This is a genomic window from Streptomyces sp. NPDC055815, from assembly GCF_053616475.1.
In genome coordinates this window covers 16,227-37,212 of the sequence record NZ_JBSHDU010000083.1, presented here as the reverse complement: position 1 = coordinate 37,212, position 20,986 = coordinate 16,227, and the positions used below count along the sequence as shown (strand labels likewise).

Sequence of the window (20,986 nt, the reverse complement as noted above, 5' to 3'; positions counted from 1 at the left end):
GTGCTTGCACCGTAACAAGCCCTTCCACCCCGAAAGCTCTCCGCGAGGCGTGGCAAGCGCTTTGCGATCTTGTTTCCCCTGCCGTGATCCTGAGTAGGTGCCGAGGCGCCCGGCGCGCACCACCACCGATCGCAACTCAACGGGGGGAAACCCATGTTCGAGCTCATCAGTCAGTCCATCCCGATCGCGCTGGGCACCGTCTCGATCGTCGCCGTCGCGTCCGACCCGTTCGCGCCCTGCGGCACCGAGGCCAAGCGGGAGGCGGAGACCATCCGCGACCACCTGCGTGCCGTGGCCAACCACGCCCGCGCCGTCGTGGTGCTGATCGTCCGCAAGACCGGCGCCGCCGGGGACAACTAGCGCTCCCCCGGCAGCGCCTCCCCCGCCGCCGGGGCGTCCAGTGCCTAGGGGGTGGTCGCTTGGGCTTCCGCGAGGATGCGCTGCGGGCTCGGCAGGCCGGTTTCGCCGCCGCGCGGGCCGGTCGTCCGGCGACCGCCTGCCCCCGCTTCAACGACGCGCGGCTCACCGCTGCTTGGGTTCGTGGTTACGCCGCCGCTGCGCGGCCCGAGCAGTAGCCGCACCCCTTTCCCACTCACAGGGCCGTCCCGTCGGGACGGCCCTTTTCCATGCCCGCACGACGCCTTCGGAGGGCCGAGCACTCATGCCCGAGCACATCCTCGACGACACCCTGCCGGTGCACCCGCGTACCGGCGACCGCGCCCTCGGCTACCGCCGAGACGGGCGCCCGATCTGGCCCATCAAGGGCGGCTCTGGAGAGGACGGCGACCCCGCCGCCCCGCCGTCCGGTGACCCGAACCCCGCCCCGGGCGCGCCGCCGGCCGCCGATCCGGCCGCCGAGCAGCAGCTCGCCGAAGCGACGACCCGCGCCGAGCAGGTCGCGGCCGAGCGCGACGAACTGCGCGCCGCTCTCGACGCCGTGACGAAGGCACTCAACCCCGGCGGCGAGAACGAGCAGGACCCCGCCGCCCTGGCCACCGCCGTCGCCGAGCGCGACCGGCTGCTCTCCGAGCACGCCGCCGAGCTCCGGACCGCGCGGGTCGAGCTCGCCGTCGCCCGGGTCGCCGCCGACGAAGGAGCGCGCGGCGACCGCCTGCTCAACTCCCGCTCGTTCCTCGCCTCGGTCGCCGACCTCGACCCGCTCGACAGCGGGTTCGCCGACAAGCTCACCGCCGCGATCAAGGCGGCCGTGGACGCCGACCCCGACCTCTACCGCGCCACCCCGACCCCGCCCCGAGGGGGCGGCGAGTTCAACGGCCCGCCGTCTGGCGAGCGACGCGCGACCACCCTGCACGACGCCGTCGCCGCCCGCATGACCAGCGGCTGACCCGCCAAGGAGAAACGATTTGCCTACCTCCCTCGCCGAGGCGCGGAACAACGCGACCGACGACCTCGACCTGACCGTGATCGACGAGTTCCGCAAGAGCTCGGACATCCTCGACCGACTCACCTTCGACAACACCGTCAACCCGACCGGCGGCGGCGACACCCTCACTTACGGGTACCGGCGCCTGATCACACAGGCGAACGCCGAGTTCCGCCCCCTCAACTCCGAGTACACCCCGGCCGAGGTCCAGACGCAGCGCTACACCGTCGACCTCGTTCCGCTCGGCGGTAGCTTCCGAGTCGACCGGGTGATCGCCCGCATCGGCGCGGCAGCGTCCGGCGCGGTCGCCCTCAACATGAGCCAGAAGATCAAGGCGGCCCGCGCGCGGTTCGCCGACGCCGTGATAAACGGCGACAAGGCAACCGACACCAACGGGTTCGACGGACTGTCGAAGATCCTCACGGGCACCGACACCGAGTACCTGCCGCTCGCGAACGGCGTCGCGTCCGGGTTCCTCGACTGGACGGCGATCATCGACAAGGCGGCGGCCTTGGCCGCGCAGCGTCACATCGACTCGTGGCTCGCGTCCATGGACGACACCCCGGATGTGATCTACGGCAACCGGAAGACGCTCGCGCTGTTCAAGGCCATCGCCGCGTGGACCGATCAGCTCGACAAGGGCACGGACGCGTTCGGCCGTCCGGTCGTCGCGTACAACGGCATCCCCCTGATCGACCTCAAGTCCAAGGCGGGCAGCAACGCCGACGTGATCGGGCTCGTGACCCGTGACCCCGACGGCGCCGGTACCGGTGGCAACGTGACCGGACTCGGCGACCTGTACGCGATCCGGTACGGGCTCGACGGATTCCACGGGGCCTCGGTCGCCTCGGTCCCGCTCGTGCAGTCGTGGCTTCCCGACTTCAACAGCTCGGGCGCCGTCAAGCTCGGCGAGGTCGAGATGGGGCCGCTCGCCCCGGTTCTCAAGGCGACCAAGGCCGCGGCCGTACTGCGCAACATCAAGAGCGCGTGATGCCAATGAACGTGCGCATCACCGCCCCTGTCACCGACTACACCGGAGACGGCCCCGGCGGTCTCCACTTCATCGACGGCACCGCCACCACGGACGACGTCGCGATCATCGGCTACTGCCAGGGAGCCGGTTACACCGTCGAGCCCCTCGACGACGAACCGCCGGGCGAGACGCCCGACACCGAGCCGGACGGCCCGCCAGACGACGAGTCGGCGGGCCGTTCTGGTTCCCGCCGCGCGAGGGGGTGACCTTGGCCCGACAGCCCTACACCACCCCCGAGCAGCTCGCCGCATGGCTCGGCGCCCCTGCCCCGGCTGACGCCGAGCGACTGATCGCGCGGGCGGGCGAGGACATCGACTCGGCACTGCTGACCGCGATCTACCCGGTCGACGACGACGGCGACCCGACCGACTCCGAGATCGTCGCCGCGCTCGGCTCGGCGACGTGCGCGCAGGTCGAGTTCTGGCTCGCCGCTGGCGACGACGGCATTGGGGCTCAAAGCCGATGGGACTCGGTCTCGATCGGCCCGGTCAGCCTGTCCGGCCGAGCCGCCTCGACGGCGGGCGCGTCCGGCGTCGAGCTCGCCCCCCGAGCGGCCCGCGCGCTGCTGCGTGCCGGTCTCACTCCGGGTGAGGTGCAGCAGTGGTGACCCGAATTCCGCCGTCCCTGCTGCGGCACCGGATCGGCATCGAGCCCTACCTCGGCGACGGCGCGTACGGCCCGACGTACGGGCCGCTCGTCGAGCATCCCGCGCTCGTCGGCGAGGCCGTGCGTATGACGCGCGCCGCCGACGGCCGCGAGGTCACGAGCACCGCGCAGATCATCGCCGCCCCCGGTCTGGACTGTCCGGCGGGCTCGCGCGTGACGCTGCCCGGCGGCCGGATCACGACGGCGATCAGTACGGCAGTCCACACAGCCCCGGGCCTACCGGTCCCCGCGTCCACGGAGGTGATGTGCGAATGAGCCGCGCCCGACTGCGCTGGAACGGTGACGCCGCCACGACCGCGATCCGCGAGGCCGCGGCCCGGGGGCTGCTGCTCGGCGCCGAGCACGTCCTCGCCGCGAGCAGGCAGCGCGTGCCGATCGCCGAGGGCACCCTCGAACGCTCGGGTGCGACGTCGGTCGACGAGCAGCAGATGACCGCCGCCGTCTCGTACGACACCCCATACGCAGCCCGCGTCCATGAGGACATGACCGCCCGGCACTCACCCGGCCGGTCTGCGAAGTATCTCGAAAGCGTGCTTCCCGAGACCGCGGTCGGGGTACGGGCACTGATTGCCGTGCAGATTCAGCGAGCGCTCAACTAGATCGGTTGAGCGGAAGCCCACCGCTCAATGAACTGGACTCCCTTATCTGTCAATCGCACAACTATCGTGTGCAAGTCCCCAGCTTCAAGAGCTCCCCAAGTGTTCTCAGCCGCCTCTGTCTCGACAAGGAAGTCATCAATGAGGTTCGAGATCATCCAACGGAGGCTCGCAGGAATCCTGATGGGCTGAGCAGCAGCTTCCTCCATCATGTGCAACACCGACTCACTAATGTGCCCCCTCCCAGCATCCCTGTCCCTTTCCATCTTTGCTCTCTCCTCAGCGATTTGCTTCAGCGAGGGCACTCCTGGGGGACCATCGATGAACGTCTTCAAGAGTTGGCGCTCGACGTCGGTATAGCGATGATTCATAACTTCCAAGTTCGCCTTGTACTGAAGCATCGCCCTTCTGTCGATCTCCTTGGTCTGGTCGTAGCGCGAATGACACGTCGGGCAGAGAACGATCAGGTTTTCAAAGGTGTGCTCCTGCACCCGGCTATATGGCGTGATATGCGCGAACTCTGTTGGCCACTGTCTGCACGTCGGGATGGCACAGCGATGCCCCGCCTCGACAAGTAGTGCACGTTGCAGGGGCATTGGGATGTCGGGTCTTCCTTGAGCCATGACGCAGAGCATAGGCATTACCTAGGACACCTCATCCAATGAACTACACATTCGACCTGCTCCACGGCCTCGCCCGCCTACTGCACGGCGCCGGCCTCGGCACGTATCGCACCGACGGCCCGTACGCCGTCGGCGAGACCGCGATCACCATCGCCGCCCTTCTCCCAGCGCCCGACCGCGTCATCTGCCTGTCCGCCTACCCCGTCACCGACTCCCCGGTGCTGACCGACACGACCACCGGAATTCAGGTGCGCACTCGCGCGGGCGCGGACCCGCGCGAGGTCGACGCACTCGACGACCAGGTGCACGAGCTGCTGCACGGCAGCGGCCCGCACCGGTTCGGGGCCGTCCCGGTGCAGCTCGTCTATCGCGTCTCGGCCGCCCCGATCGGCACCGACGCCTCGGGCCGCTGGGAGCGGACCGCCAACTACTACGCCCGCGCGCACCGCGCGAGCCCCCATCTCGAATAGAAGGAGGCGCCGTTGAGCACCCCGACGCCCCCGTCCGAGACAGTGACCGCGCTCGCGCGCCGGTACCGCCTCGAACTGGATATGAGCACGACGCCCGGTACCCCGGCGTGGGCATTGGTCCCCGGGGTCACCGAGTTCACTCCGAAGATCGAACCCACTCAGCAGGAAGTGACCACCTACGACGCCGAGGGGTGGAGCGAGCAGGCCGTGACCATGCTCGCGTGGTCGATCGAGACAACCCTCGCGCACCGCGCGCACCCGACGACCGGCGTGTTCAACGCAGCGCAGGAAGCGCTCAGGAAGGCGTCGCGCTCGTTCGGCGCCGCATCGTACGTACGGGTCCGTTACTACGACCGCAACGGAGCCCCGGACGCCCAGGAAGGCACCGCACTGGTTACGTGGGAGCCGGACGGCGGCGGCCCGGATGAGGTCGACACGATCAAGGTCACGCTTACCGGCTCGGGTCCGCTCGTCGAGATCACGAACCCGGTCGCCGGCGGTGGCACGTTCGCCGCCGCCGAGGCGAAGACGCTCAAGGCGGGGGGTGATGTCTGATGGCGTTCGAGGCTCTCGACGAGCTGCTCGACGAGCGGCTCGAACTCCCCATCGCCGGGCGCCTCTACACCGTGCCCGCCCCGTCGGCTGAGATCGGTCTGCGCACCCAGGCCCTGATCAACGCCGCCGCCGTGGCGGCCGACGGCGGGCGCGCCGACGAGCAGGTGCTCGGCGACGCCGCCGAGCGAGACCTGTACCGCGAGGTACTCGGCTCGGCCCACGATGAGATGGTCGCCGACGCCGTGCCGTGGCCCGCGCTCAAGCACGCCGCGATCACCGCCATGGTGTGGATCGCGCAGGACAAGACCGCCGCAGAGCGGTACTGGAACGCGGCCGGCGACCCTTCTCGTCTGGCCCCGAATCGGGCAGCTCGCCGGAACCGATCGGGTGCGGCGAGCTCGACCCCGAGTCGGGGCTCTACGAGTGGTACGAGTACCCGCACGGCACCCGCCCGCGCAAAGGGCAAGAAGGGCCGCAAGCCTCACTGACGTGGGCGCAGATCCTCGCCGAGTGGCCGCTCGTCGAGGCGGATCTACATGAGGTCTACGGCATCGACCTAGGCACCCCCGGCCTGCTGCACGCCCGGTCCTGGCGGTGGCTGCGAGTGCGCGTCCTCGCCCTGCTCTCCGCCGAGTCCCGCCTCGCGCGGGTCCTCACCCCTCCGTCCGAACCCTCCCCCACGGGAGGCACGCACCGCAGGAGGTGAGGCCCCATGGCGCTCATGGTGGGCGAGCTCGCCGCCACGGTCACGATCGACGACTCGGGCGCAGACGCAGGCATGGCCCGCGCCCGCGCGGCCGTGCAGGCGGGCGGCGACCGCATCGCCGCCGAGGCTGATCGCGCGGGCGACGCCCTCGGCGATGGTCTGGCCGAGGGCGCGGCAGACGGAGCCGAGCAGGCGAGCTCGGGCATGGGGACCGCGCTGAAAGGTTTCGCCGCCGCTGCGATCGGCGGCGCGATCGGTGGCGCTCTCATGGCTGGAATCGGGAAGGCGCTCGAACAGGGCAAGATCCCGGGGCAGCTTGAGGCGCAGCTCGGCGCGACCGGTCCGGTCGCCAAGCAGTACGGCCAGGTCGCGGGCGATCTCTACGCGAGCGCGATCGTCGACTCGGTCGAGGACGGCGCCGAGATCATCAAGGGGGTTGCCCGAAACGGCCTGCTCCCTCCCGAAGCAACTCAGGGACAAGTCAAGGCGCTTGCGACTCAGGTCGCGAGCGCCGCCTCGGTCATGGGCGAGGACGTCGGCCGAGTGTCTCGTGCGGTCGGCACGATGATGAAGAACGGCCTTGCCGACTCGGCGCAGGAAGCGCTCGACGTACTCGTCAAGGGTTCGCAGAACGGCGTCGACGTCGCCGAGGATTTGCTCGATACATTTTCTGAATATCCGACGGAATTTCGGCAGCTCGGCCTCGACGCTCAGACGTCGATGGGCCTTTTGCAGCAGGGCCTCAAGGGCGGCGCACGCGACGCCGACACGGTCGCCGACAGCCTCAAAGAATTTACCTTGATGGCGCAGGGAATGGGCGAGACGACAGCGACCGCCTTTACTGATCTCGGCCTTTCCGCCGAGCAGATGCAAAAGGTCTTCCAGACCGGTGGGCCGGAAGCGGCAAAGGCGCTCGACCAAGTCCTCGACCGGCTGCGCAACGTTAAGGACCCCGCCAAGCAATCCGAGATCGCGCTCGGCCTTTTTGGAACCAAGGCCGAGGATATGCAGCGCGCGATGTATTCTCTCGATCCCTCCAATGCCGTTAAGGCGCTGGGCGACGTTAAGGGCGCGACGGACGCCGCCGGCGATGCGATGCACGACAACGCCGCGACCAAATTCGAGTCGTTCAAGAGGGGCATTGAGCAGAAGGTCGTCGGGGTCCTCGGCACCTATCTTGTTCCGGGTCTTGAGGCGGCGGCCGGTGTCCTCGGCACCCTCGGCGGGGCGTTCAGCGCGTCTGCCGGGTGGATCTCCGAGCACTCGACGGCGCTCTCGATCGCCGCCGGTGTGATCACCGTCCTGATGATGCCGACGCTCGTCGCGCTCGGTATCACGGCGTGGACGACGACGACCGCCGTCGTCACAGGTTGGGCCACACAGACAGCGGCGGGCGTTACCGCAGCAGCACGGTTCGTCGCCCTCAACGCGACGATGCTCGCGGGGTGGATCGCGCAGGGCGCGGGCGCAGCCGCGGCTGCTGTGCGGGTGGTCGCGGCATGGGTGCTCATGGGGACGCAGTCCCTGATACAGGGTGCCCGGATGGCTGCGGCGTGGCTGCTCGCCATGGGCCCGATCGCGCTCGTGATCGCCGCCGTGGTCGGGATCGTCGCGTTGATCGTCGCCAACTGGGACACGATCGTGTCCGCCACAAAGGCGGCGTGGGATTGGGTGTGGGGAAAGCTCAAGGAAATCGGACAGGCAATCCTCGACTTTTTCCTCAACTGGACTTTGGTCGGTCTCATCATCAAGCATTGGGATTCGATCAAGGCCGGAACGCTCCGAATCTGGAACGCGACGGTCGATTGGGTTAAGGGAATCCCGGGCCGGATCGTCGACTTCTTCCTCAACTGGACTTTGGTCGGCCTGATCATCAAGCATTGGGATTCCATCAAGTCGGGCACCGCCCGTAAGGCCGGTGAAATGCTCGCGTGGGTGCGAGGACTTCCCGGCAAGATCGCGGGCTACTTCGGCGATTTCGGCTCGATGCTCTACGACAAGGGAAAGGATCTGATCAAGGGTCTTTGGAACGGGATCAAGGGTATGGGCTCATGGCTCAAGTCGACCTTGATGTCTTGGGCCAAGGATTTGATCCCCGGACCGATCGCGAAAGCACTCGGTATCAAATCGCCGTCGCGGCTCATGCGCGACAAGATCGGAAAGTTCATCCCCGCCGGAATCGTCGAGGGCATCAAGGCGGGTGCGCCCGCTGTCGACCGCACGATGCGCAAGCTCGTCTCGGTCCCCGCCGCCCCGCAGCTCGCCACCGCCGGGGCGCCCGCCAACGGCCGTCCTGCTAGCGGCGGTTGGGGCCCTACGGTCCACATCGAGAACTGGCACGCCGGTGCGGCGACGGCCGATCAGACGGCCGCCGCGCTCGCGTGGCAGGCCAAGGCGAGGGGGTGACCGGTTGGCCCCCGGTGATCTGGTCACCCTCCCCGGACACGTGCAGTTCGGCGACCTGTTGCTCGGCCCCCGCACCACCTACGGGTGGGAGTCCCTGACCGGGTGGGAGGAGACACCTGCCTACGACTCGGGAAGCGTCAACCGCTCCGACGCCCACGGCGCCTACCCCGGCCGGCTGCTCGCCGAGCCGAGGACGATCACCCTCGACGGCGTCGTGATCCGCACCGAGCCCGGACGCATGAGCACCGCCGTGCGAGCCCTGTCCGCCGTGACGGCCCTGCGCGACGACGAGCAGCCCCTCGTGATCAAGCTCGACGACGCTCCGCCGTTGCTCTCGTGGGCCCGGTGCATCCGGCGAACCGTGCCGGTCGGCACGGGCGGATACGCGATCGGCGTCGCCATCGGCGGCGCGATGCAGTTCGAGGCGAGCGACCCGCGCCGGTACGACCTGATCGAGCGGGTCGCCCCCGGGCGTCTTCCGTCGTCCGAGCCGGGTCTCGGCTGGCCGCTTGGCTGGCCGCTCGCGTTCGGCGAGCCCGGGTCGACCGGCGCCCTGTCCGTGTCGAACCTCGGCGATGCGGACACGCACCCGACCGTCGAGTTCCGAGGCCCCGTCGAGCGACCGTCCCTGACCAACATCGAGACCGGCGACACGCTCGAATACGACCTACCACTCGCCGCCGGCGACGTCCTCGCCGTCGACACCCGCGCAGGCACCGTCACCCTCAACGCCACCGCCTCGCGGCTCTACACCGCGACCGCTCGCAGCGTGCCCGAGCAGACGTGGACGCTGCCGCCCGGCACCTCGACCCTCGCGTTCCGCGCGGCCCCCGGCAGCACCGACCCGACCGCTTCCGTCGCCGTGCGCTATCGCAGCGCCTATTGGTAAGGAGACCCCCGACGTGACCGTGCGCCCCGCATGGCTCCTGCCCACGGGGCAGACCCGAGAAGACACGCGCCTCGCCCCTCTGGGGACGTACACCCCCGAGACCGAGCTGCGCACCCGAGACGGCGTGATCCCCGGCGGCGCGCCGTTCGCCGCCACGGGCGCCGGGGCGATGGCGCTACAGATCGCCCCCGGCCGCGCCGTCGTACAGGGCACCACCCCACAGGGCGCCTACCCGGTCGCCCTCGACGCCCCGCAGACCGTGACGATCACCGACGGCGGACCGCAGTTCGCCCGTATCGACACCGTGGTGCTGCGGGTGCTCGACCAGCTTTTCGACGAGCACGGGCAGAACCTCGCCCGTGTCGAGGTGTTCATCGGCGAGGAGACGGCGACCCCGAGCCCGCCGCTCCTGCCCCCGGCATGTCTGCGGCTGTGGGACATCCGGGTACTTCCGGGTACCTCGGCGGGCGTCGGCGGCATCAACTGGTCGAGCGCACTCACCGATCGCCGCCGGTACACCGTCGCGGCGGGCGGCATCCCGCCCGGCGGCACCGCCGCAGACGCCGGTGCCTACGACGGCCAGTACGCCGACCACGACGGGCAGCTCATGCGCTGGTCGCAGACCACCGCATCGTGGCGGCCGGTCGTCGAGCGGCATTACGTCTCGACGGTCAAGAGCAACACGTACAACGTGCCCGCGAACAGCTACATCAAGATTCAGTGGACGGGCACCGACGCCATGTCGACCACCGGCATGTGGTCGTCGTCCGCCACGACCCGCGTCACGGCACCGGTTGGCGGACTGTACGTCGTCTACGCACATCAGGTGTGGCCGAACGGAGCAACGCAGGCGCGTGCCCGGGTCCAGATCAACAACGCCGGCGACGTTCAGCTCAACTACGTGCCGTCGTCGTCCGGCGGGCAGGGCCATGGTTCGGCCCGACCGATCGTCCTCGCGGCGGGCGACTACATCGAGATGTCCCTGTGGTCCGGTGCGGCGCTCAGCAACGTACCCGGGTCCTACAGCAAGTTGGGCTTGCAGTGGATCGGACCGGCGTGACGGCGACGGGCTATCGGCTGCTCTTCTGTGATCTGCGCGGCGATCAGGTGCTCGACTCCCTGCCCGTACAGGGCATGTCCCTTGACGACTACATCGGCAAGACCGGCCGCATGACCGGCACCGTGCCGATCCCTAACCGCGCCCTCGCGGAACGAGCCCGCCGCGCCCTGGTGCCGGGGCGTACCGGTGTGTGGGTCGAGCGCGGTCGCGATCTGTGGTGGGGCGGCATCCTGTGGACGCTCGCCCTCGCCAGCGACAGCCGCGGCCGGCTCGGCGCACAGATCCAAGTCGGAGGGTGGGAAAGCTACCTCTATCGCCGGTACCTGTATAAGACGCACGTCGCCGAGGGTGTCGACCAATTCGACATCGTGCGGGATCTCGTCGACTACGCCCAGGACGCCAAGGGCGGTGACATCCGGATCACGTACGACACGCACACGTCCGGGGTCACGCGTGACCGCACGTACCTGCGTTTCGACCTACCGAGCGTCGGTGGTGTGCTCGACGACCTGGCCGCCACCGAGGACGGGTTCGAGTGGCGTATCGCGTCGTTCCGCGACACCGACGGGAGTCGGGTCAAGCGGCTGCAACTCGGGCACCCCGTCATTCGTTCCGGGGCGTCCGACATCGTCCTCGACCACCCCGGTCCGGTGCTCACGTACACGTGGCCCGTCGACGCGACCACGAAAGCGAACGCGTGGCAGTCCCGGGGCGCGACCATCAACCGGAATCAAGCTGCGGACTCGTTTCCGCTCATGTCACCGCTCCTGGTCGACGACGACGATCTCACCGCCGGATGGCCGCGCCTCGACGGGTCGAGCGATCACACCACCGTCGAGCGGCAGACCACCCTCGACGCCCACGCTCGCGCCGACTGGACGGCGGCCCGCACTCCGGTGCAGATCCCCGAGGTCGAGGTGCTGCTCGGCGGACCGATCACGCCCGCCCTGCTCGGTTCGACGATCCGGCTCCGCATCCGCGATCTGTGGCACCCCGACACCCTCGACGCCCGGTATCGCGTCGTCGGCGTCTCCGTCACCCCGCCCGAACGTGGCCGTCCCGAGACGGCCAAGTTGTTCTTGGAGGTTCCTTAGTGCCGTTCGTTCCGCAGGATCTGCTCGACCGCCTCAACAAGGTTGAGAGCGAGGTACGGCAGCTACGCGGTAGGGCGCAGATGCGCCCCCGCATGGACCAGATCTCAAACGGAAGGGTGGTCATCGCCGAGGGCGGATCGTTGGAAGTCCTCGCCCCCGACGGCACCGGTCTGGTCGGGGTCGGCGCTTTCTCCGACTGGTGGAATCACCCGGACGGGAGCAAGCAGCAGGGCGTCGTCATGCAGCGCGAGGACGGCACGACCGCTTTCAGTATTCGGGCCTTCCCCGACGCCGGCCTCGGCGGGGCGGGGACTCAGGCCGTGGGCATCTGGGATCGCACCGGGCATCACGTGATCAGTGACGACACGACGTCCGGTCGCGGAATCGGCTCGCCGGCCCTGCCCATGCCGTTTCAGCCGCTCCCGCCCGCGAATGAGGTCATCACCACGAGCTCGTTCGTGGGTTGCTGGTTCGCGTCCATCCAGGCGCATAACCCGGTCGCCACGCTGCAACTCGAATTCGCCGCAGCGCCCGGCGCGACGTGCGAGATCAAGGTGCAGTACCGGCTCGCCAGTGAGGCGAGCTGGTCCGACATCCAGACCGATTCCGTCGCCGCCCCCGCCAACGCCGGTGCGCTGGTCAGCAAGACCGCTTGGTACACGTTCCCCCTCGACCGCGCCGAGTTCGAGCAGCTCGTGTTCGTCCGGATTCAGGGCCGCCAGAAGGCAGGCATCGACGGCGTGCGCGTGTCCTGTCTCGGAGGGTTCACCCGGCGGACCTACTCGCGCAGCGAGGTACCTGACCCGCCCGTCCAGGCGCTCGCCGCGGCCCGCGCGTTCACGGCCACCGACGCCGACGACACCACCGGTCCCGAGCAGGGCGTCGACCTCCCGGTGCAGCCCCCGCCGTTCCCGCAGGCCCCGCCGAAGGAGGGCACCGCCGATGCTTCCTGACACCATCCCCACCGTGACCGTGCGCGGCCGGTTCCTCGCCCCGAACGGCGTCCCGCTGTCCGGGGCGATCGTCTTTCGCGCCCCAGCCCAACTCACCTTCCCGCAGGCCGACGTGATCCTCGGCGGCCCGGTGACCGTGCAACTCGACGCGCAGGGCGCGTTTGAGGTCACGCTGCCCGCCACCGACGCCCCCGACCTGGACCCGTCCGGATGGGCGTACATCGTGACCGAGCAGCTCGCGGGAATCCCCGTGGGCCGCTCGTACAACGTCCTCTTGCCCCGGGCGCAGCCCGAGGTCGACCTCGCCGACATCGCCCCGACCGACCCCACGAAACCGAACTACGTCGGTGTGCCGGGGCCGACCGGAGCCCCTGGCCCGAAGGGAGACAGCGGCAATCCCGGAGCGACCGGCACCCCCGGCCCCAAGGGAGACAGCGGCGACCCCGGAGCGACCGGCGCCACGGGACCGGCCGGCGTCGTCCAGTCGGTCAACGGCAAGAACGAGACGGTCGTCGTACTGAGTGCGGCCGATGTCGGCGCCCTCGCCGCGAGCGCCGCCGGGGCGGCGGGCGGGGTCGCGTCGCTCGGCCCCGACGGGAAGGTGCCCGCCGCGCAGCTCCCGACGCTCTCGGGCGACGGCGCGGTCGACTCGGTCAACGGCAAGACCGGCGTGGTCGTGCTCGCCGCCTCGGATGTCGGCGCGCTCGACCTGGCCGCTGCCGACGCCCGGTACGTACGGCCGTCGGGCATCCCCGTGACCTCGGTCGCGGGCAAGACCGGCGCGGTCACCCTCGCCGCCGCCGACGTCGGCGCCGAGGCGGCCGGAACTGCCGTTCTGCTCACCGGCAATCAGACCGTTGCGGGTGCCAAGACGTTCAGCAGCGTGCCGTCGACCTCGGCCGCGCCGACCGCCGACACCCACCTCGCGCGGAAGTCGTACGTGGACGCGCTCGGCGGGGGCGAGTTCCGAGCGAGCGACCTCGGTCTGCTGACGTGGGCGTTCGACCCCGCCGTCGGCCACTCCGCCCCGCTCTATCCCGGGTCGGGCCCGATTCGGGTCACCGCCGTCTACCTGCGGTCGCCGGTGTCCGTGGCCAAGATCGCGTGGCACTTCGGCGGGTACGCGGGCGGACTCACCACCGGTTCGTGGGCCGCGCTCTACAACTCGTCCGGAACCCGGGTCGCGCAGACCGCCGACCTTTCGACTGCCGGAGCCGAGCCCGCCGAGGTCCACAACTCGGGCGGCGCGACCGTTTCGGTCCCGCTCACCGCCGCCTACTCCGCCGCCGCCGGTCTCTACTACGTCGCGTGGCGCTTCCAATACAACACGACCGCCGGCGACGGCCCGATGATGCTCGTCGCCGAGTCGAGTTTCGGCTCGCCGCCGAACGTCTTCGGCCTGACCGCCGTCCGCAGGTTCGGCTCGTACGCGACCGGCGGCGCGACCGCGCCCGCCTCGCTCACCCTCGCCTCGATGGAGAACGGATCTAACCGTTTCTGGGCGGCGCTCGCCTGATCGCCCGCCCCGCCACACCGCGCCCCGTGCCCGACGGCCGGGGCTTTTTCTATGCCCGGAGGGCCCTTTGAAGTTCGTCAGCCGCGCCCAGTGGGGTGCCCGCCCGTCCCGCTATCCGCTCGCCTACATCGGCAGCACCCGGGGCGTGAAGATCCACTATGAGGGCACGTACATGCCCGAGTCCCTCGGCCGCCCGGACGCGCACGACCAGTGTGCGCCGCGCGTCCGTGCGATACAGGCGAGCCACCTCGCCAACGACGAAGAGGATTACAGCGACGTCGCGTACAACGCGCTCGTCTGCCCGCACGGCTACGTGTTCGAGGGCCGCGGCGCGCACCGCAGGACCGGCGCGAACGGCACGGCGGCACTGAACACCGGGCACTACGCTGTGTGTGCGCTGCTCGGCAGCTCGGGACTGACCGAGCCGACCGCCGCGCAGCTCGCCGGACTGCGCGACGCCGTCGAGTGGCTGCGCCGTGACGGCGATGCCGGCGCCGAGATCAAGGGCCACCGCGACGGACACCCGACCGCCTGCCCCGGCGGGCCGCTCTACGCATGGGTGCAGCGCGGTGCCCCGCGCCCGGGTGGCGGGGGCGGCACCGGCACGCCCGCCACGAGGTACGAGCCGTTCCCGGGCGTCGAGTGGTTCAAGCGCAACCCGCGCTCGCCGGTCGTGACCGCCATGGGCCGCCGACTCGTCGCCGTCGGCTGCTCCGCCTACCGCGAGGGCCCCGGCTCGCAGTGGACCGAGGCGGACCGACGCAGCTACGCCCGGTGGCAGCAGCGCCTCGGGTACCGAGGTGCCGACGCCGACGGGTGGCCCGGCCGCGCGAGTTGGGACGCCCTCAAGGTCCCCAAGGTCTGACCACAACCCCCACCGCCCCGCCCGCGCTCGCGGGCGGGGCGTCCCGTTTCAAGAGAGGAAACCCTCATGACCGACGCTTCCCGCCGGACCCTGCGCACCGTCGTGCAGACCGCGCTCGCCCTGGCCGTCCTTCTCCCCGCCATCATCGACGCGTCCGGCATTCCGGCCACCCTGCCGTGGGTCGCCGCAGCGCTCGCCGTCGCCGGCGGCACCGCCCGAGTCATGTCCCTGCATGGTGTGCAGACCCTTCTGCCGTCGTGGCTGCGCATTGCGCCGAGCCGCGACGACGAGCTGCTCTCCCTCGACCGTCAGGTGCGTGACGAGTGACCGAGCCCGATCCCTCCGCCGTCGCCGTCGAGCTGGAAAAGCTACGCGGCACCGTCGAGACCGGGTTCGCCAGGATCGACGGGCAACTCGCCCTGCTCGTACAGCGAGGTGACCAAGTCGACCGGCAGCTCGCCGACCACGAATCCCGACTCGACGCCCTCGAACGCTCCCGGTGGCCACTTCCGAGCGTTCTTGCTTTGGTCGCCGTGACCGGTCTCGCCCTCACCCTGTGGCAGCTCACCACCCGCTGAACACGGCGCCCCCGTCACCAGCCAAGTGCCGTTGATGGGGGCGCTCTTGTCGTTTGGAAACTGAGGAGAGGACTCCCCCCGAGCCGCGACAATGAGCTGCTCGCCCCCCGACCGCGCCGCTTTCGCTCAACTCGGCCAGCAAATAGCGCACTTGCCGCTATCCGGCGTTGCTTGTTCGGCGACGTTACTCGTCGAAGCCACCGTCTTCGTCTTCGCCCTCGTCCTCTGCTTCGTTCTTGCTGGGCTTCCGAGTCTTCGGGGCCTGGTCCGAGACCCCCTCAAGCCGGTAGTAACGCCGGGCGCTGGGGTACGTCGAGGGGCTGTCGTCGTACATGATCACCCAACCGAGCAGAGCGCAGATTTGCCACTTTCCAGTCAGGTGCTGCGCCACAAAGCGAAACGCATCATCTACGGTCATCTCCCCATCAGGGACGGTGACCGTCAGCTCCTTGAAAGCGGCCGAGTGCTTGAAGCGGAAGAGGAACGGTATGCCCCGCTTGATCTCCCACAGCACGTCGTACAGCGACCGAGTACCCGGTGCAAGCCCCTTCACCTTACGGGAGAGGTCGATGGGAAACTCAAGATCGAAGTGAGTGCTCTTGATCACTGTTCGATCGCGATTACGCCCCGGGTCATTATTGCCGAAGCCGCGATTATTCCAGACAATCTTTCCGGTCTTGAGATGCTCTTTGATCAGCATCTTTTCCGGAGAGACCGAGGAAAGATCCTCTTCGACGAACAGGCACTTGAACGACATCTCGTCAATGGAAATACCCTCTCGGCCGGACAGCTTATAGAGGTGATTCCCAAGACGCTCGGGGAGCGGCTCGTCAGCCTTTCCGACGTAGGCGAGCTGGCGCTCCTTGCCCGGCTCCTGACGGAAGAGCTGGTACACCCCGGACCTGCTGGGAAGGCCGAGCCTTTCGGCCTGAGGAGTGAGGGCGGCGAGGTTCCCCGGCGTGAGGGGTGCGGGCTCCAGGCGAGACAGGGCGGCGTACAGCTGTTTACTCAGCGCCTCGGTGATGCTGAGGCGGAACTGATCGCTGAACCCGTCGGCCATGTGAGCACCCCGTCCCTGTGAAACTCCTGGTCGCGGTCACCTTATCTGGTGCAACTGGGGAACACGCGAGGCAAGTTGCGGGATGCGTCGTCGTGATCATTAACTCCGCGGTACGCTTCTCTCATGCCTGAGCTGCGAGAAGAACGCCATGAGGTGGGGACGTGTGTCGAGCTGTTCGCCGGCGGCGGGGGGCTCGCGATGGCTGTGCACGCCGCGGGCTTCCGTCCGCTCCTGGTGAATGAGTACGCCAAGCGGGCGTGCGAGTCCTTGAAGAACAACCCGCCGGACCCCGACGAGCCGGAGAAGCGTTGGCCGCTCATCCCCGGTGATGTGCGTGACGTCGACTTCACCGACCTCGTCACGGACGAGGTCGACGTCCTCGCCGGTGGACCGCCCTGCCAGCCGTTCAGCCTGGGGGGCGTCCACAAGGGCATGGAAGACGAGCGGAACATGTTCCCGCAAATGTTCCGCGCCATTCGCGAGATGAGACCGAAGGCGGTCATCTGCGAGAACGTGCGCGGTCTGCTTCGGCCGTCTTTCAAACCCTATTTCAACTACATCTTGAACGAAATGCGCCTGCCGTTCGTGCAGCGCGACAAGGACGCGACTTGGGAAGACCACAACGAAATCCTTGAAAAGCTGATCGCCAACGACTCGGTTGAACTGTCGGAGCGATACGTGGTCAAGGAGATGGAGGTCAACGCCGCTGACTACGGTGTTCCGCAGATTCGGAATCGAGTAATCATCGTCGCGTTTCGCGCCGACCTCGGTGTCGATTGGGAAGAGTTCATGCCCAAGGAGACGCACTCCGAGGAATCAATGATTCACTCCATGCGCGAAGGCGGACCCTACTGGACGGAGCGGCACAAGAATGTGCCTGTCGATGTCCGCAAGCGAGTGATCGCCAACCTTCCGGAACTCAACTACGAGAACAAGAAGACCAAGGCAAAGCTGGAATTGAAGCCGTGGCTCACCCTGCGTGACGCCATCGCGGGAATCGACGAGAACGAGGGCAAGCCGCTTCCGTACGTTACGGAAGCCGCTGTCAAGGACAAGCTTCCTGTGGGTGACATCTCCGACCACATTGGGTGGCCTGGAGCTCGAACCTATGCCGGGCACACCCCGAACGTGCTGGATCGACCCGCGAAGACCGTCAAGGCGGGTGTGCATGGTGTGCCGGGCGGCGAGTCCGTCATGCAGCTCGACGACGTCAACTTCGTCAACGCCGGTGGCGGAAACGGCTACCGATACATGACCGTGCGGGAGACGGCGCGAGTCATGACCTTCCCGGACCGTTGGATTCTCGACGGGCCGCGGGGAGAGAAGATGCGGCAGTTGGGCAACGCCGTGCCCGTCAAGCTCGGGGCGGCCTTCTCAAAGGCTGTCGCCGACGCTCTCAAGTCGGTCGGGGCTCTGGAGGACCCGGAGAAGCGGAAGTGACTGAAGCCGCAGGCGATCGGCAGAGGCGTTGGAAGGATCAGATGCCTCCCGATCGGGCGTGGAAGCCGAGAGCGGGGATGAGCCGGGAGGCCCGAGCGGCTGAGCAGGACCGGGCCGCCGGCGGCCGCCTCACACGTGCGGTCGACATCGGAAAAGGTCGATACGCGCGCGCGTCTGTCGCGCTGCGCCTGTACCGAAGCACCCGCCGCATCCGCGCCTACCTACGGTGGTCACAGGAGGGCGAGACGCACGAGCAGTATGTCGGTGAGGTGGACGCCGCGACTCGTGCCGCGAACCTGGCGCAGGCATGGGAGATAGCTCATGCCGCCGGCTACGTGACCACTGAGACCGTTCCCCCCGACTCGTGGGCGTCCTCCCCCGCCTCCCGAGCGGTCATGTCCGCCAACAAGGGACGTGACACAAAGCCCGAGAGAGCGTTGCGGTCCGCGCTCCACAGGCAAGGGCTGCGGTACCGCGTGGGAGTCAGGCCCGTCCCCTCCCTTCGGCGCACCGCTGATGTGGTGTTCTCTCGCGCGCGCGTCGCGGTTTTCATGGACGGTTGTTACTGGCACGGTTGCCCGGAGCACCATCGTCCTGCCAAGAAGGGGGCCGAGTTCTGGCAGGACAAGATCGAAGGCAACCGGAAGCGCGACGCCGAGACCAATCAAGCCTTGGGCGATGCGGGTTGGCTTGTGATCCGCGTGTGGGAGCACGAGGACCCCGAGCAGGCCGCGCACCGGGTCATTGAAGCTGTGCGACAAAGACAAGTCGCGGCACCGGCAGGGGGAGACTCCGCCTGATCCCGGCGGGAGCCTGCGCGCCGATGTCAACATCGTCGACCAGAGCCCCGGTGGATCAACCAGGCCCCTGTGACGCACCGCGCCCCCTGTACCCGGCCGAGGTCGGGTACAGGGGGTCTTCTGTCGTTATGCGGGCACGCGAGAGGGCCCTCGACGGTGCACTCGTCGAGGGCCCTCTGCTCGGGGTCACCGTGCGTGCGGCCTATGCGGGCACAGGCACGGGAGGCGCTCCCCTTCCTCCGCCGCCCGCCCCCGCGTGGGAGACATGGGTATCTGGGCGGGCGGGGTGGCGTGCGTGCCGCGCGCGAGCATGTCGTCGACGCTCGCCGGGGCCGACCGTGACCCGTACCGGGATCGGGTCACGCCAGCAGTAACAGGTGTAGATCTGCCCCTCGGTGTCAGGCGGCGGGGTCTCGGCGTGGAGGGGGCCGGGAATCGACGCGTAGATCGCGACGAGCACGAGCACTCCGAGGCTTGCGAAGATGATCATCAGTCCGAGTAAGGCCCGGTCGGTGTCCATCACCATCCCGCTACCTCGCTTACGGCGTCGCGCGGGCAGACGAACAGGCCGAGGCGCTCACCCAAGGCGAACGTGAGATCTCGCGCCGTCTGCTCGGTCAGTTCTACGAGCGGCACAGTGTCGAAGTGGAGCCAGACGCCGCCCGGCATCTCGGGGCGTCCTGCGGGCGATACCTCTACTTCGGTCGGGCGGATCACGCCGCCGCCTCCCTTCCGGGGTCAACGAGCATGAACGACACGACCTTTGTTGCCGCCTCGGTCAGGCGCACGTCCCAGTGATCGGCGAAGCAGTCGACCATGAGCAGGCCGCGACCGTGCTCGTCGCGAGAGTGGTGATCCACCGGGATGAGCTTCGGCATCTCGTACGGGTTCTCGTCTCGGACCAGAACGCTCACGCGTCCCTGCCCGAGGGTTACCTCGACGGTGATCAACGGCGTACGCCCATGCAAGTAGGCGTTGGTGACCACCTCGGAGGTGCAGACTCGCGCTCGCTCCGCGAGCGGGGCGTGCTGCCCCGAGCGAAGAATCGAGACCACCCAGTCACGCGCGATCTTCGGCGTGGTGGACAGGCTCGGAGCGGTGAGGCGGTAGCTCGCGCCCGTCACGGGCGGTGGTGCGGGAGGTGCTAAGACTGCGTTCTTCATTCGTCGTCTCCCTACGCGGCGGTATGAGCTCGCGCTCGCCATGCGTGGCATTGGCCGTCCCCCGGGGCACGCCAACGGCGTGCGCTACGGCTGCACTTCGGGCTTACTGGCGCGGCGCGGTGCTGCCTTGGACTGTAGGGGGCATACATGCCCCGGGGCAAGGCTGCCCCCCTCTTCCGGTACTACGAGGTGGACCCAAGGCACGGTTACGCGGCAGACTCGGGTCAACGACAGGGGAAGGGACCAATGCCACCCAGGGAGAATCCGACCGCGAGGCAGCAACGGCTCGGCGCCGAGCTGCGGAAGCTCCGCGACCGAGCGGGCAAAACGGCGCGCGAGGCGGCCGCCCTCCTGTCGACCGACCAAGCCAAGATCAGCCACATCGAGGCGGGGAAAATCGGCGTAAGCGTGGAACGCATTCGGCGCTTGGCCACGCTCTATCAGTGTGACAACGAGCCCTTGATCGATGCGCTTTCCGCGATAGCCCTGGAACACCGAGGGCAACATTGGTTCGACGACTATCGGGGCAAGCTCGACCCTGCTTGGTTGAACATCGCCGAGTTGGAACACCACGCCGTTGCCATGCGTTCGATGCAGAGCATCACATTCCCCGGGCCATTCCAGACCGAGAATTACGCGCGCGCTCTGTTTTCCGGTGTCACGCCGAAGCTGCCCGAGGATGAGGTAGAGGCTCGCGTCGAGCACCGCTTGAAGCGGTTCACGATCTTCGAACGCGAGCAGGAGACGGGCGCCGCTCCGCCGCCGCAGTACACAGCCATCATCCATGAGGCCGCCCTACGTATGCGCTTCGGCGGGCGCAAGGTGGTACGCGAGCAGCTTGAATACCTGATCGAGGTTTCCAAGCTGCCCACCGTGCACATTCGAGTAATCCCGTTCACGAGCGAGGATTTCATCGAAGTGACACAGCCCGTCCTGTACGCAAGCGGTTCGGTTCCCGAATTGGACACGGTGCAGATCGACAGCGCTTTCGGTGGCCGCTTCCTGGACGCCGAGGCTGAATTGAAGAAATACCGCACCCTGCTCGACATCGCCGAGCACGCTTCACTCGATCTGGAAGGGTCGAGGCAGCTAATCCACCACATCGCTAGGGAACTGTGAGACCAAGGGA

General features: G+C 68.4%; 27 protein-coding genes. 23 read left to right on the top strand and 4 right to left on the bottom strand.

The genetic code is table 11. The annotated features are described in order from the left end of the window. The first annotated feature begins 153 nt into the window (after positions 1 to 153). The 8 genes from ACWGN5_RS34965 to ACWGN5_RS34930 all read left to right on the top strand — a co-directional run bounded on the left by ACWGN5_RS34965 (position 154) and on the right by ACWGN5_RS34930 (position 3,682). Entirely contained in the window at positions 154 to 360 is a 207-nt protein-coding gene (locus ACWGN5_RS34965; RefSeq protein ID WP_453522432.1) for a hypothetical protein, read from the top strand. Positions 361 to 419: 59 nt separating this feature from the next. Beyond that, a complete protein-coding gene (locus tag ACWGN5_RS34960; protein WP_453522431.1) occupies positions 420 to 575 on the top strand; it encodes a ribosome modulation factor in 156 nt (51 codons plus the stop codon). An 86-nt stretch (positions 576 to 661) separates the two neighbouring features. After that, positions 662 to 1,345 (top strand): hypothetical protein, encoded by a 684-nt coding sequence (locus tag ACWGN5_RS34955; RefSeq protein WP_453522430.1) that lies wholly within the window; start codon positions 662 to 664, stop codon positions 1,343 to 1,345. A 19-nt stretch (positions 1,346 to 1,364) separates the two neighbouring features. Further along, positions 1,365 to 2,375 carry a major capsid protein gene (locus ACWGN5_RS34950; RefSeq protein ID WP_453522429.1) on the top strand — a complete coding sequence of 337 codons (1,011 nt, stop codon included), beginning with the start codon at positions 1,365 to 1,367 and terminating at the stop codon, positions 2,373 to 2,375. Beyond that, complete coding sequence (locus tag ACWGN5_RS34945) at positions 2,375 to 2,623, top strand: hypothetical protein (RefSeq protein ID WP_453522428.1); 249 nt, start codon at positions 2,375 to 2,377, stop codon at positions 2,621 to 2,623. Before ACWGN5_RS34950 ends, ACWGN5_RS34945 begins: the two co-directional genes overlap by 1 nt. Before the next feature lie 2 nt (positions 2,624 to 2,625). Then, positions 2,626 to 3,024, top strand: coding sequence for a hypothetical protein (locus ACWGN5_RS34940; RefSeq protein WP_453522427.1), 399 nt, complete (start codon positions 2,626 to 2,628; stop codon positions 3,022 to 3,024). Beyond that, the gene (locus tag ACWGN5_RS34935) at positions 3,021 to 3,338 is read left to right on the top strand and encodes a hypothetical protein (protein WP_453522426.1); all 318 of its coding nucleotides are present in this window, start codon (positions 3,021 to 3,023) and stop codon (positions 3,336 to 3,338) included. The genes ACWGN5_RS34940 and ACWGN5_RS34935 overlap by 4 nt, the downstream gene beginning before the upstream one ends. Continuing rightward, positions 3,335 to 3,682, top strand: a complete 348-nt coding sequence (locus tag ACWGN5_RS34930; RefSeq protein ID WP_453522425.1) for a hypothetical protein — start codon at positions 3,335 to 3,337, stop codon at positions 3,680 to 3,682. Before ACWGN5_RS34935 ends, ACWGN5_RS34930 begins: the two co-directional genes overlap by 4 nt. Here the strand turns inward: ACWGN5_RS34930 and ACWGN5_RS34925 are convergent. Continuing rightward, positions 3,679 to 4,275, bottom strand: a complete 597-nt coding sequence (locus ACWGN5_RS34925; protein WP_453522434.1) for an HNH endonuclease — start codon at positions 4,273 to 4,275, stop codon at positions 3,679 to 3,681. The genes ACWGN5_RS34930 and ACWGN5_RS34925 overlap by 4 nt on opposite strands. A 65-nt stretch (positions 4,276 to 4,340) precedes the next feature. Here ACWGN5_RS34925 and ACWGN5_RS34920 point away from each other — a divergent pair, with 65 nt between their 5' ends. From ACWGN5_RS34920 to ACWGN5_RS34865, 12 genes are all read left to right on the top strand, one after another. Further along, complete coding sequence (locus ACWGN5_RS34920) at positions 4,341 to 4,772, top strand: minor capsid protein (protein ID WP_453522424.1); 432 nt, start codon at positions 4,341 to 4,343, stop codon at positions 4,770 to 4,772. 12 nt (positions 4,773 to 4,784) lie between these two features. Continuing rightward, a complete protein-coding gene (locus ACWGN5_RS34915) occupies positions 4,785 to 5,327 on the top strand; it encodes a phage tail tube protein (RefSeq protein ID WP_453522423.1) in 543 nt (180 codons plus the stop codon). Next, a complete protein-coding gene (locus ACWGN5_RS34910; RefSeq protein WP_453522422.1) occupies positions 5,327 to 5,815 on the top strand; it encodes a DUF7426 family protein in 489 nt (162 codons plus the stop codon). Before ACWGN5_RS34915 ends, ACWGN5_RS34910 begins: the two co-directional genes overlap by 1 nt. A 224-nt stretch (positions 5,816 to 6,039) precedes the next feature. After that, complete coding sequence (locus ACWGN5_RS34905) at positions 6,040 to 8,439, top strand: phage tail tape measure protein (protein ID WP_453522421.1); 2,400 nt, start codon at positions 6,040 to 6,042, stop codon at positions 8,437 to 8,439. A 4-nt stretch (positions 8,440 to 8,443) separates the two neighbouring features. Next, positions 8,444 to 9,328, top strand: a complete 885-nt coding sequence (locus ACWGN5_RS34900) for a phage distal tail protein (RefSeq protein ID WP_453522420.1) — start codon at positions 8,444 to 8,446, stop codon at positions 9,326 to 9,328. 13 nt (positions 9,329 to 9,341) lie between these two features. Continuing rightward, on the top strand, positions 9,342 to 10,388 hold the full coding sequence (locus tag ACWGN5_RS34895) for a hypothetical protein (RefSeq protein ID WP_453522419.1): 1,047 nt from the start codon (positions 9,342 to 9,344) through the stop codon (positions 10,386 to 10,388). Positions 10,389 to 10,498: 110 nt separating this feature from the next. Further along, complete coding sequence (locus ACWGN5_RS34890) at positions 10,499 to 11,482, top strand: hypothetical protein (RefSeq protein WP_453522418.1); 984 nt, start codon at positions 10,499 to 10,501, stop codon at positions 11,480 to 11,482. Further along, the gene (locus ACWGN5_RS34885) at positions 11,482 to 12,435 is read left to right on the top strand and encodes a hypothetical protein (protein ID WP_453522417.1); all 954 of its coding nucleotides are present in this window, start codon (positions 11,482 to 11,484) and stop codon (positions 12,433 to 12,435) included. Before ACWGN5_RS34890 ends, ACWGN5_RS34885 begins: the two co-directional genes overlap by 1 nt. Next, entirely contained in the window at positions 12,425 to 13,951 is a 1,527-nt protein-coding gene (locus ACWGN5_RS34880) for a collagen-like triple helix repeat-containing protein (RefSeq protein ID WP_453522416.1), read from the top strand. Before ACWGN5_RS34885 ends, ACWGN5_RS34880 begins: the two co-directional genes overlap by 11 nt. A gap of 67 nt (positions 13,952 to 14,018) precedes the next feature. After that, on the top strand, positions 14,019 to 14,816 hold the full coding sequence (locus ACWGN5_RS34875; protein ID WP_453522415.1) for a peptidoglycan-binding protein: 798 nt from the start codon (positions 14,019 to 14,021) through the stop codon (positions 14,814 to 14,816). 66 nt (positions 14,817 to 14,882) lie between these two features. After that, positions 14,883 to 15,143 carry a hypothetical protein gene (locus ACWGN5_RS34870; protein WP_453522414.1) on the top strand — a complete coding sequence of 87 codons (261 nt, stop codon included), beginning with the start codon at positions 14,883 to 14,885 and terminating at the stop codon, positions 15,141 to 15,143. Then, a complete protein-coding gene (locus ACWGN5_RS34865) occupies positions 15,140 to 15,394 on the top strand; it encodes a hypothetical protein (protein ID WP_453522413.1) in 255 nt (84 codons plus the stop codon). Before ACWGN5_RS34870 ends, ACWGN5_RS34865 begins: the two co-directional genes overlap by 4 nt. A gap of 184 nt (positions 15,395 to 15,578) precedes the next feature. Here the strand turns inward: ACWGN5_RS34865 and ACWGN5_RS34860 are convergent, their stop codons facing one another. Then, on the bottom strand, positions 15,579 to 16,454 hold the full coding sequence (locus ACWGN5_RS34860) for a GIY-YIG nuclease family protein (RefSeq protein ID WP_453522412.1): 876 nt from the start codon (positions 16,452 to 16,454) through the stop codon (positions 15,579 to 15,581). Positions 16,455 to 16,577: 123 nt separating this feature from the next. On the opposite strand from ACWGN5_RS34860, the gene ACWGN5_RS34855 reads away from it, so the two are divergent. Together ACWGN5_RS34855 and ACWGN5_RS34850 are read left to right on the top strand one after the other, a co-directional pair. Continuing rightward, complete coding sequence (locus tag ACWGN5_RS34855; protein ID WP_453522411.1) at positions 16,578 to 17,894, top strand: DNA cytosine methyltransferase; 1,317 nt, start codon at positions 16,578 to 16,580, stop codon at positions 17,892 to 17,894. A gap of 41 nt (positions 17,895 to 17,935) precedes the next feature. Further along, the gene (locus ACWGN5_RS34850; protein WP_453522433.1) at positions 17,936 to 18,694 is read left to right on the top strand and encodes a very short patch repair endonuclease; all 759 of its coding nucleotides are present in this window, start codon (positions 17,936 to 17,938) and stop codon (positions 18,692 to 18,694) included. Positions 18,695 to 19,213: 519 nt separating this feature from the next. Here the strand turns inward: ACWGN5_RS34850 and ACWGN5_RS34845 are convergent. Both ACWGN5_RS34845 and ACWGN5_RS34840 read right to left on the bottom strand, forming a co-directional pair. After that, a complete protein-coding gene (locus tag ACWGN5_RS34845) occupies positions 19,214 to 19,411 on the bottom strand; it encodes a hypothetical protein (RefSeq protein ID WP_317875459.1) in 198 nt (65 codons plus the stop codon). After that, positions 19,408 to 19,857, bottom strand: a complete 450-nt coding sequence (locus ACWGN5_RS34840) for an ATP-binding protein (protein WP_317875458.1) — start codon at positions 19,855 to 19,857, stop codon at positions 19,408 to 19,410. The genes ACWGN5_RS34845 and ACWGN5_RS34840 overlap by 4 nt, the downstream gene beginning before the upstream one ends. Positions 19,858 to 20,103: 246 nt before the next feature. Here ACWGN5_RS34840 and ACWGN5_RS34835 point away from each other — a divergent pair, with 246 nt between their 5' ends. Further along, positions 20,104 to 20,976, top strand: coding sequence for a helix-turn-helix domain-containing protein (locus ACWGN5_RS34835; RefSeq protein WP_453522410.1), 873 nt, complete (start codon positions 20,104 to 20,106; stop codon positions 20,974 to 20,976). The last annotated feature ends 10 nt before the right edge of the window (positions 20,977 to 20,986 follow it).

Bases quoted from the DNA above. Each gene is read 5' to 3' on its own strand.
- ACWGN5_RS34930 (WP_453522425.1), top strand. From the start codon at position 3,335: ATGAGCCGCGCCCGACTGCGCTGGAACGGTGACGCCGCCACGACCGCG.
- ACWGN5_RS34955 (WP_453522430.1), top strand. From the start codon at position 662: ATGCCCGAGCACATCCTCGACGACACCCTGCCGGTGCACCCGCGTACC.
- ACWGN5_RS34910 (WP_453522422.1), top strand. From the start codon at position 5,327: ATGGCGTTCGAGGCTCTCGACGAGCTGCTCGACGAGCGGCTCGAACTC.
- ACWGN5_RS34880 (WP_453522416.1), top strand. From the start codon at position 12,425: ATGCTTCCTGACACCATCCCCACCGTGACCGTGCGCGGCCGGTTCCTC.
- ACWGN5_RS34925 (WP_453522434.1), bottom strand. From the start codon at position 4,275: ATGCCCCTGCAACGTGCACTACTTGTCGAGGCGGGGCATCGCTGTGCC.
- ACWGN5_RS34850 (WP_453522433.1), top strand. From the start codon at position 17,936: ATGCCTCCCGATCGGGCGTGGAAGCCGAGAGCGGGGATGAGCCGGGAG.
- ACWGN5_RS34855 (WP_453522411.1), top strand. From the start codon at position 16,578: ATGCCTGAGCTGCGAGAAGAACGCCATGAGGTGGGGACGTGTGTCGAG.
- ACWGN5_RS34945 (WP_453522428.1), top strand. From the start codon at position 2,375: ATGCCAATGAACGTGCGCATCACCGCCCCTGTCACCGACTACACCGGA.
- ACWGN5_RS34860 (WP_453522412.1), bottom strand. From the start codon at position 16,454: ATGGCCGACGGGTTCAGCGATCAGTTCCGCCTCAGCATCACCGAGGCG.
- ACWGN5_RS34890 (WP_453522418.1), top strand. From the start codon at position 10,499: ATGACCGGCACCGTGCCGATCCCTAACCGCGCCCTCGCGGAACGAGCC.
- ACWGN5_RS34920 (WP_453522424.1), top strand. From the start codon at position 4,341: ATGAACTACACATTCGACCTGCTCCACGGCCTCGCCCGCCTACTGCAC.
- ACWGN5_RS34840 (WP_317875458.1), bottom strand. From the start codon at position 19,857: ATGAAGAACGCAGTCTTAGCACCTCCCGCACCACCGCCCGTGACGGGC.
- ACWGN5_RS34870 (WP_453522414.1), top strand. From the start codon at position 14,883: ATGACCGACGCTTCCCGCCGGACCCTGCGCACCGTCGTGCAGACCGCG.
- ACWGN5_RS34835 (WP_453522410.1), top strand. From the start codon at position 20,104: ATGCCACCCAGGGAGAATCCGACCGCGAGGCAGCAACGGCTCGGCGCC.
- ACWGN5_RS34965 (WP_453522432.1), top strand. From the start codon at position 154: ATGTTCGAGCTCATCAGTCAGTCCATCCCGATCGCGCTGGGCACCGTC.
- ACWGN5_RS34905 (WP_453522421.1), top strand. From the start codon at position 6,040: ATGGCGCTCATGGTGGGCGAGCTCGCCGCCACGGTCACGATCGACGAC.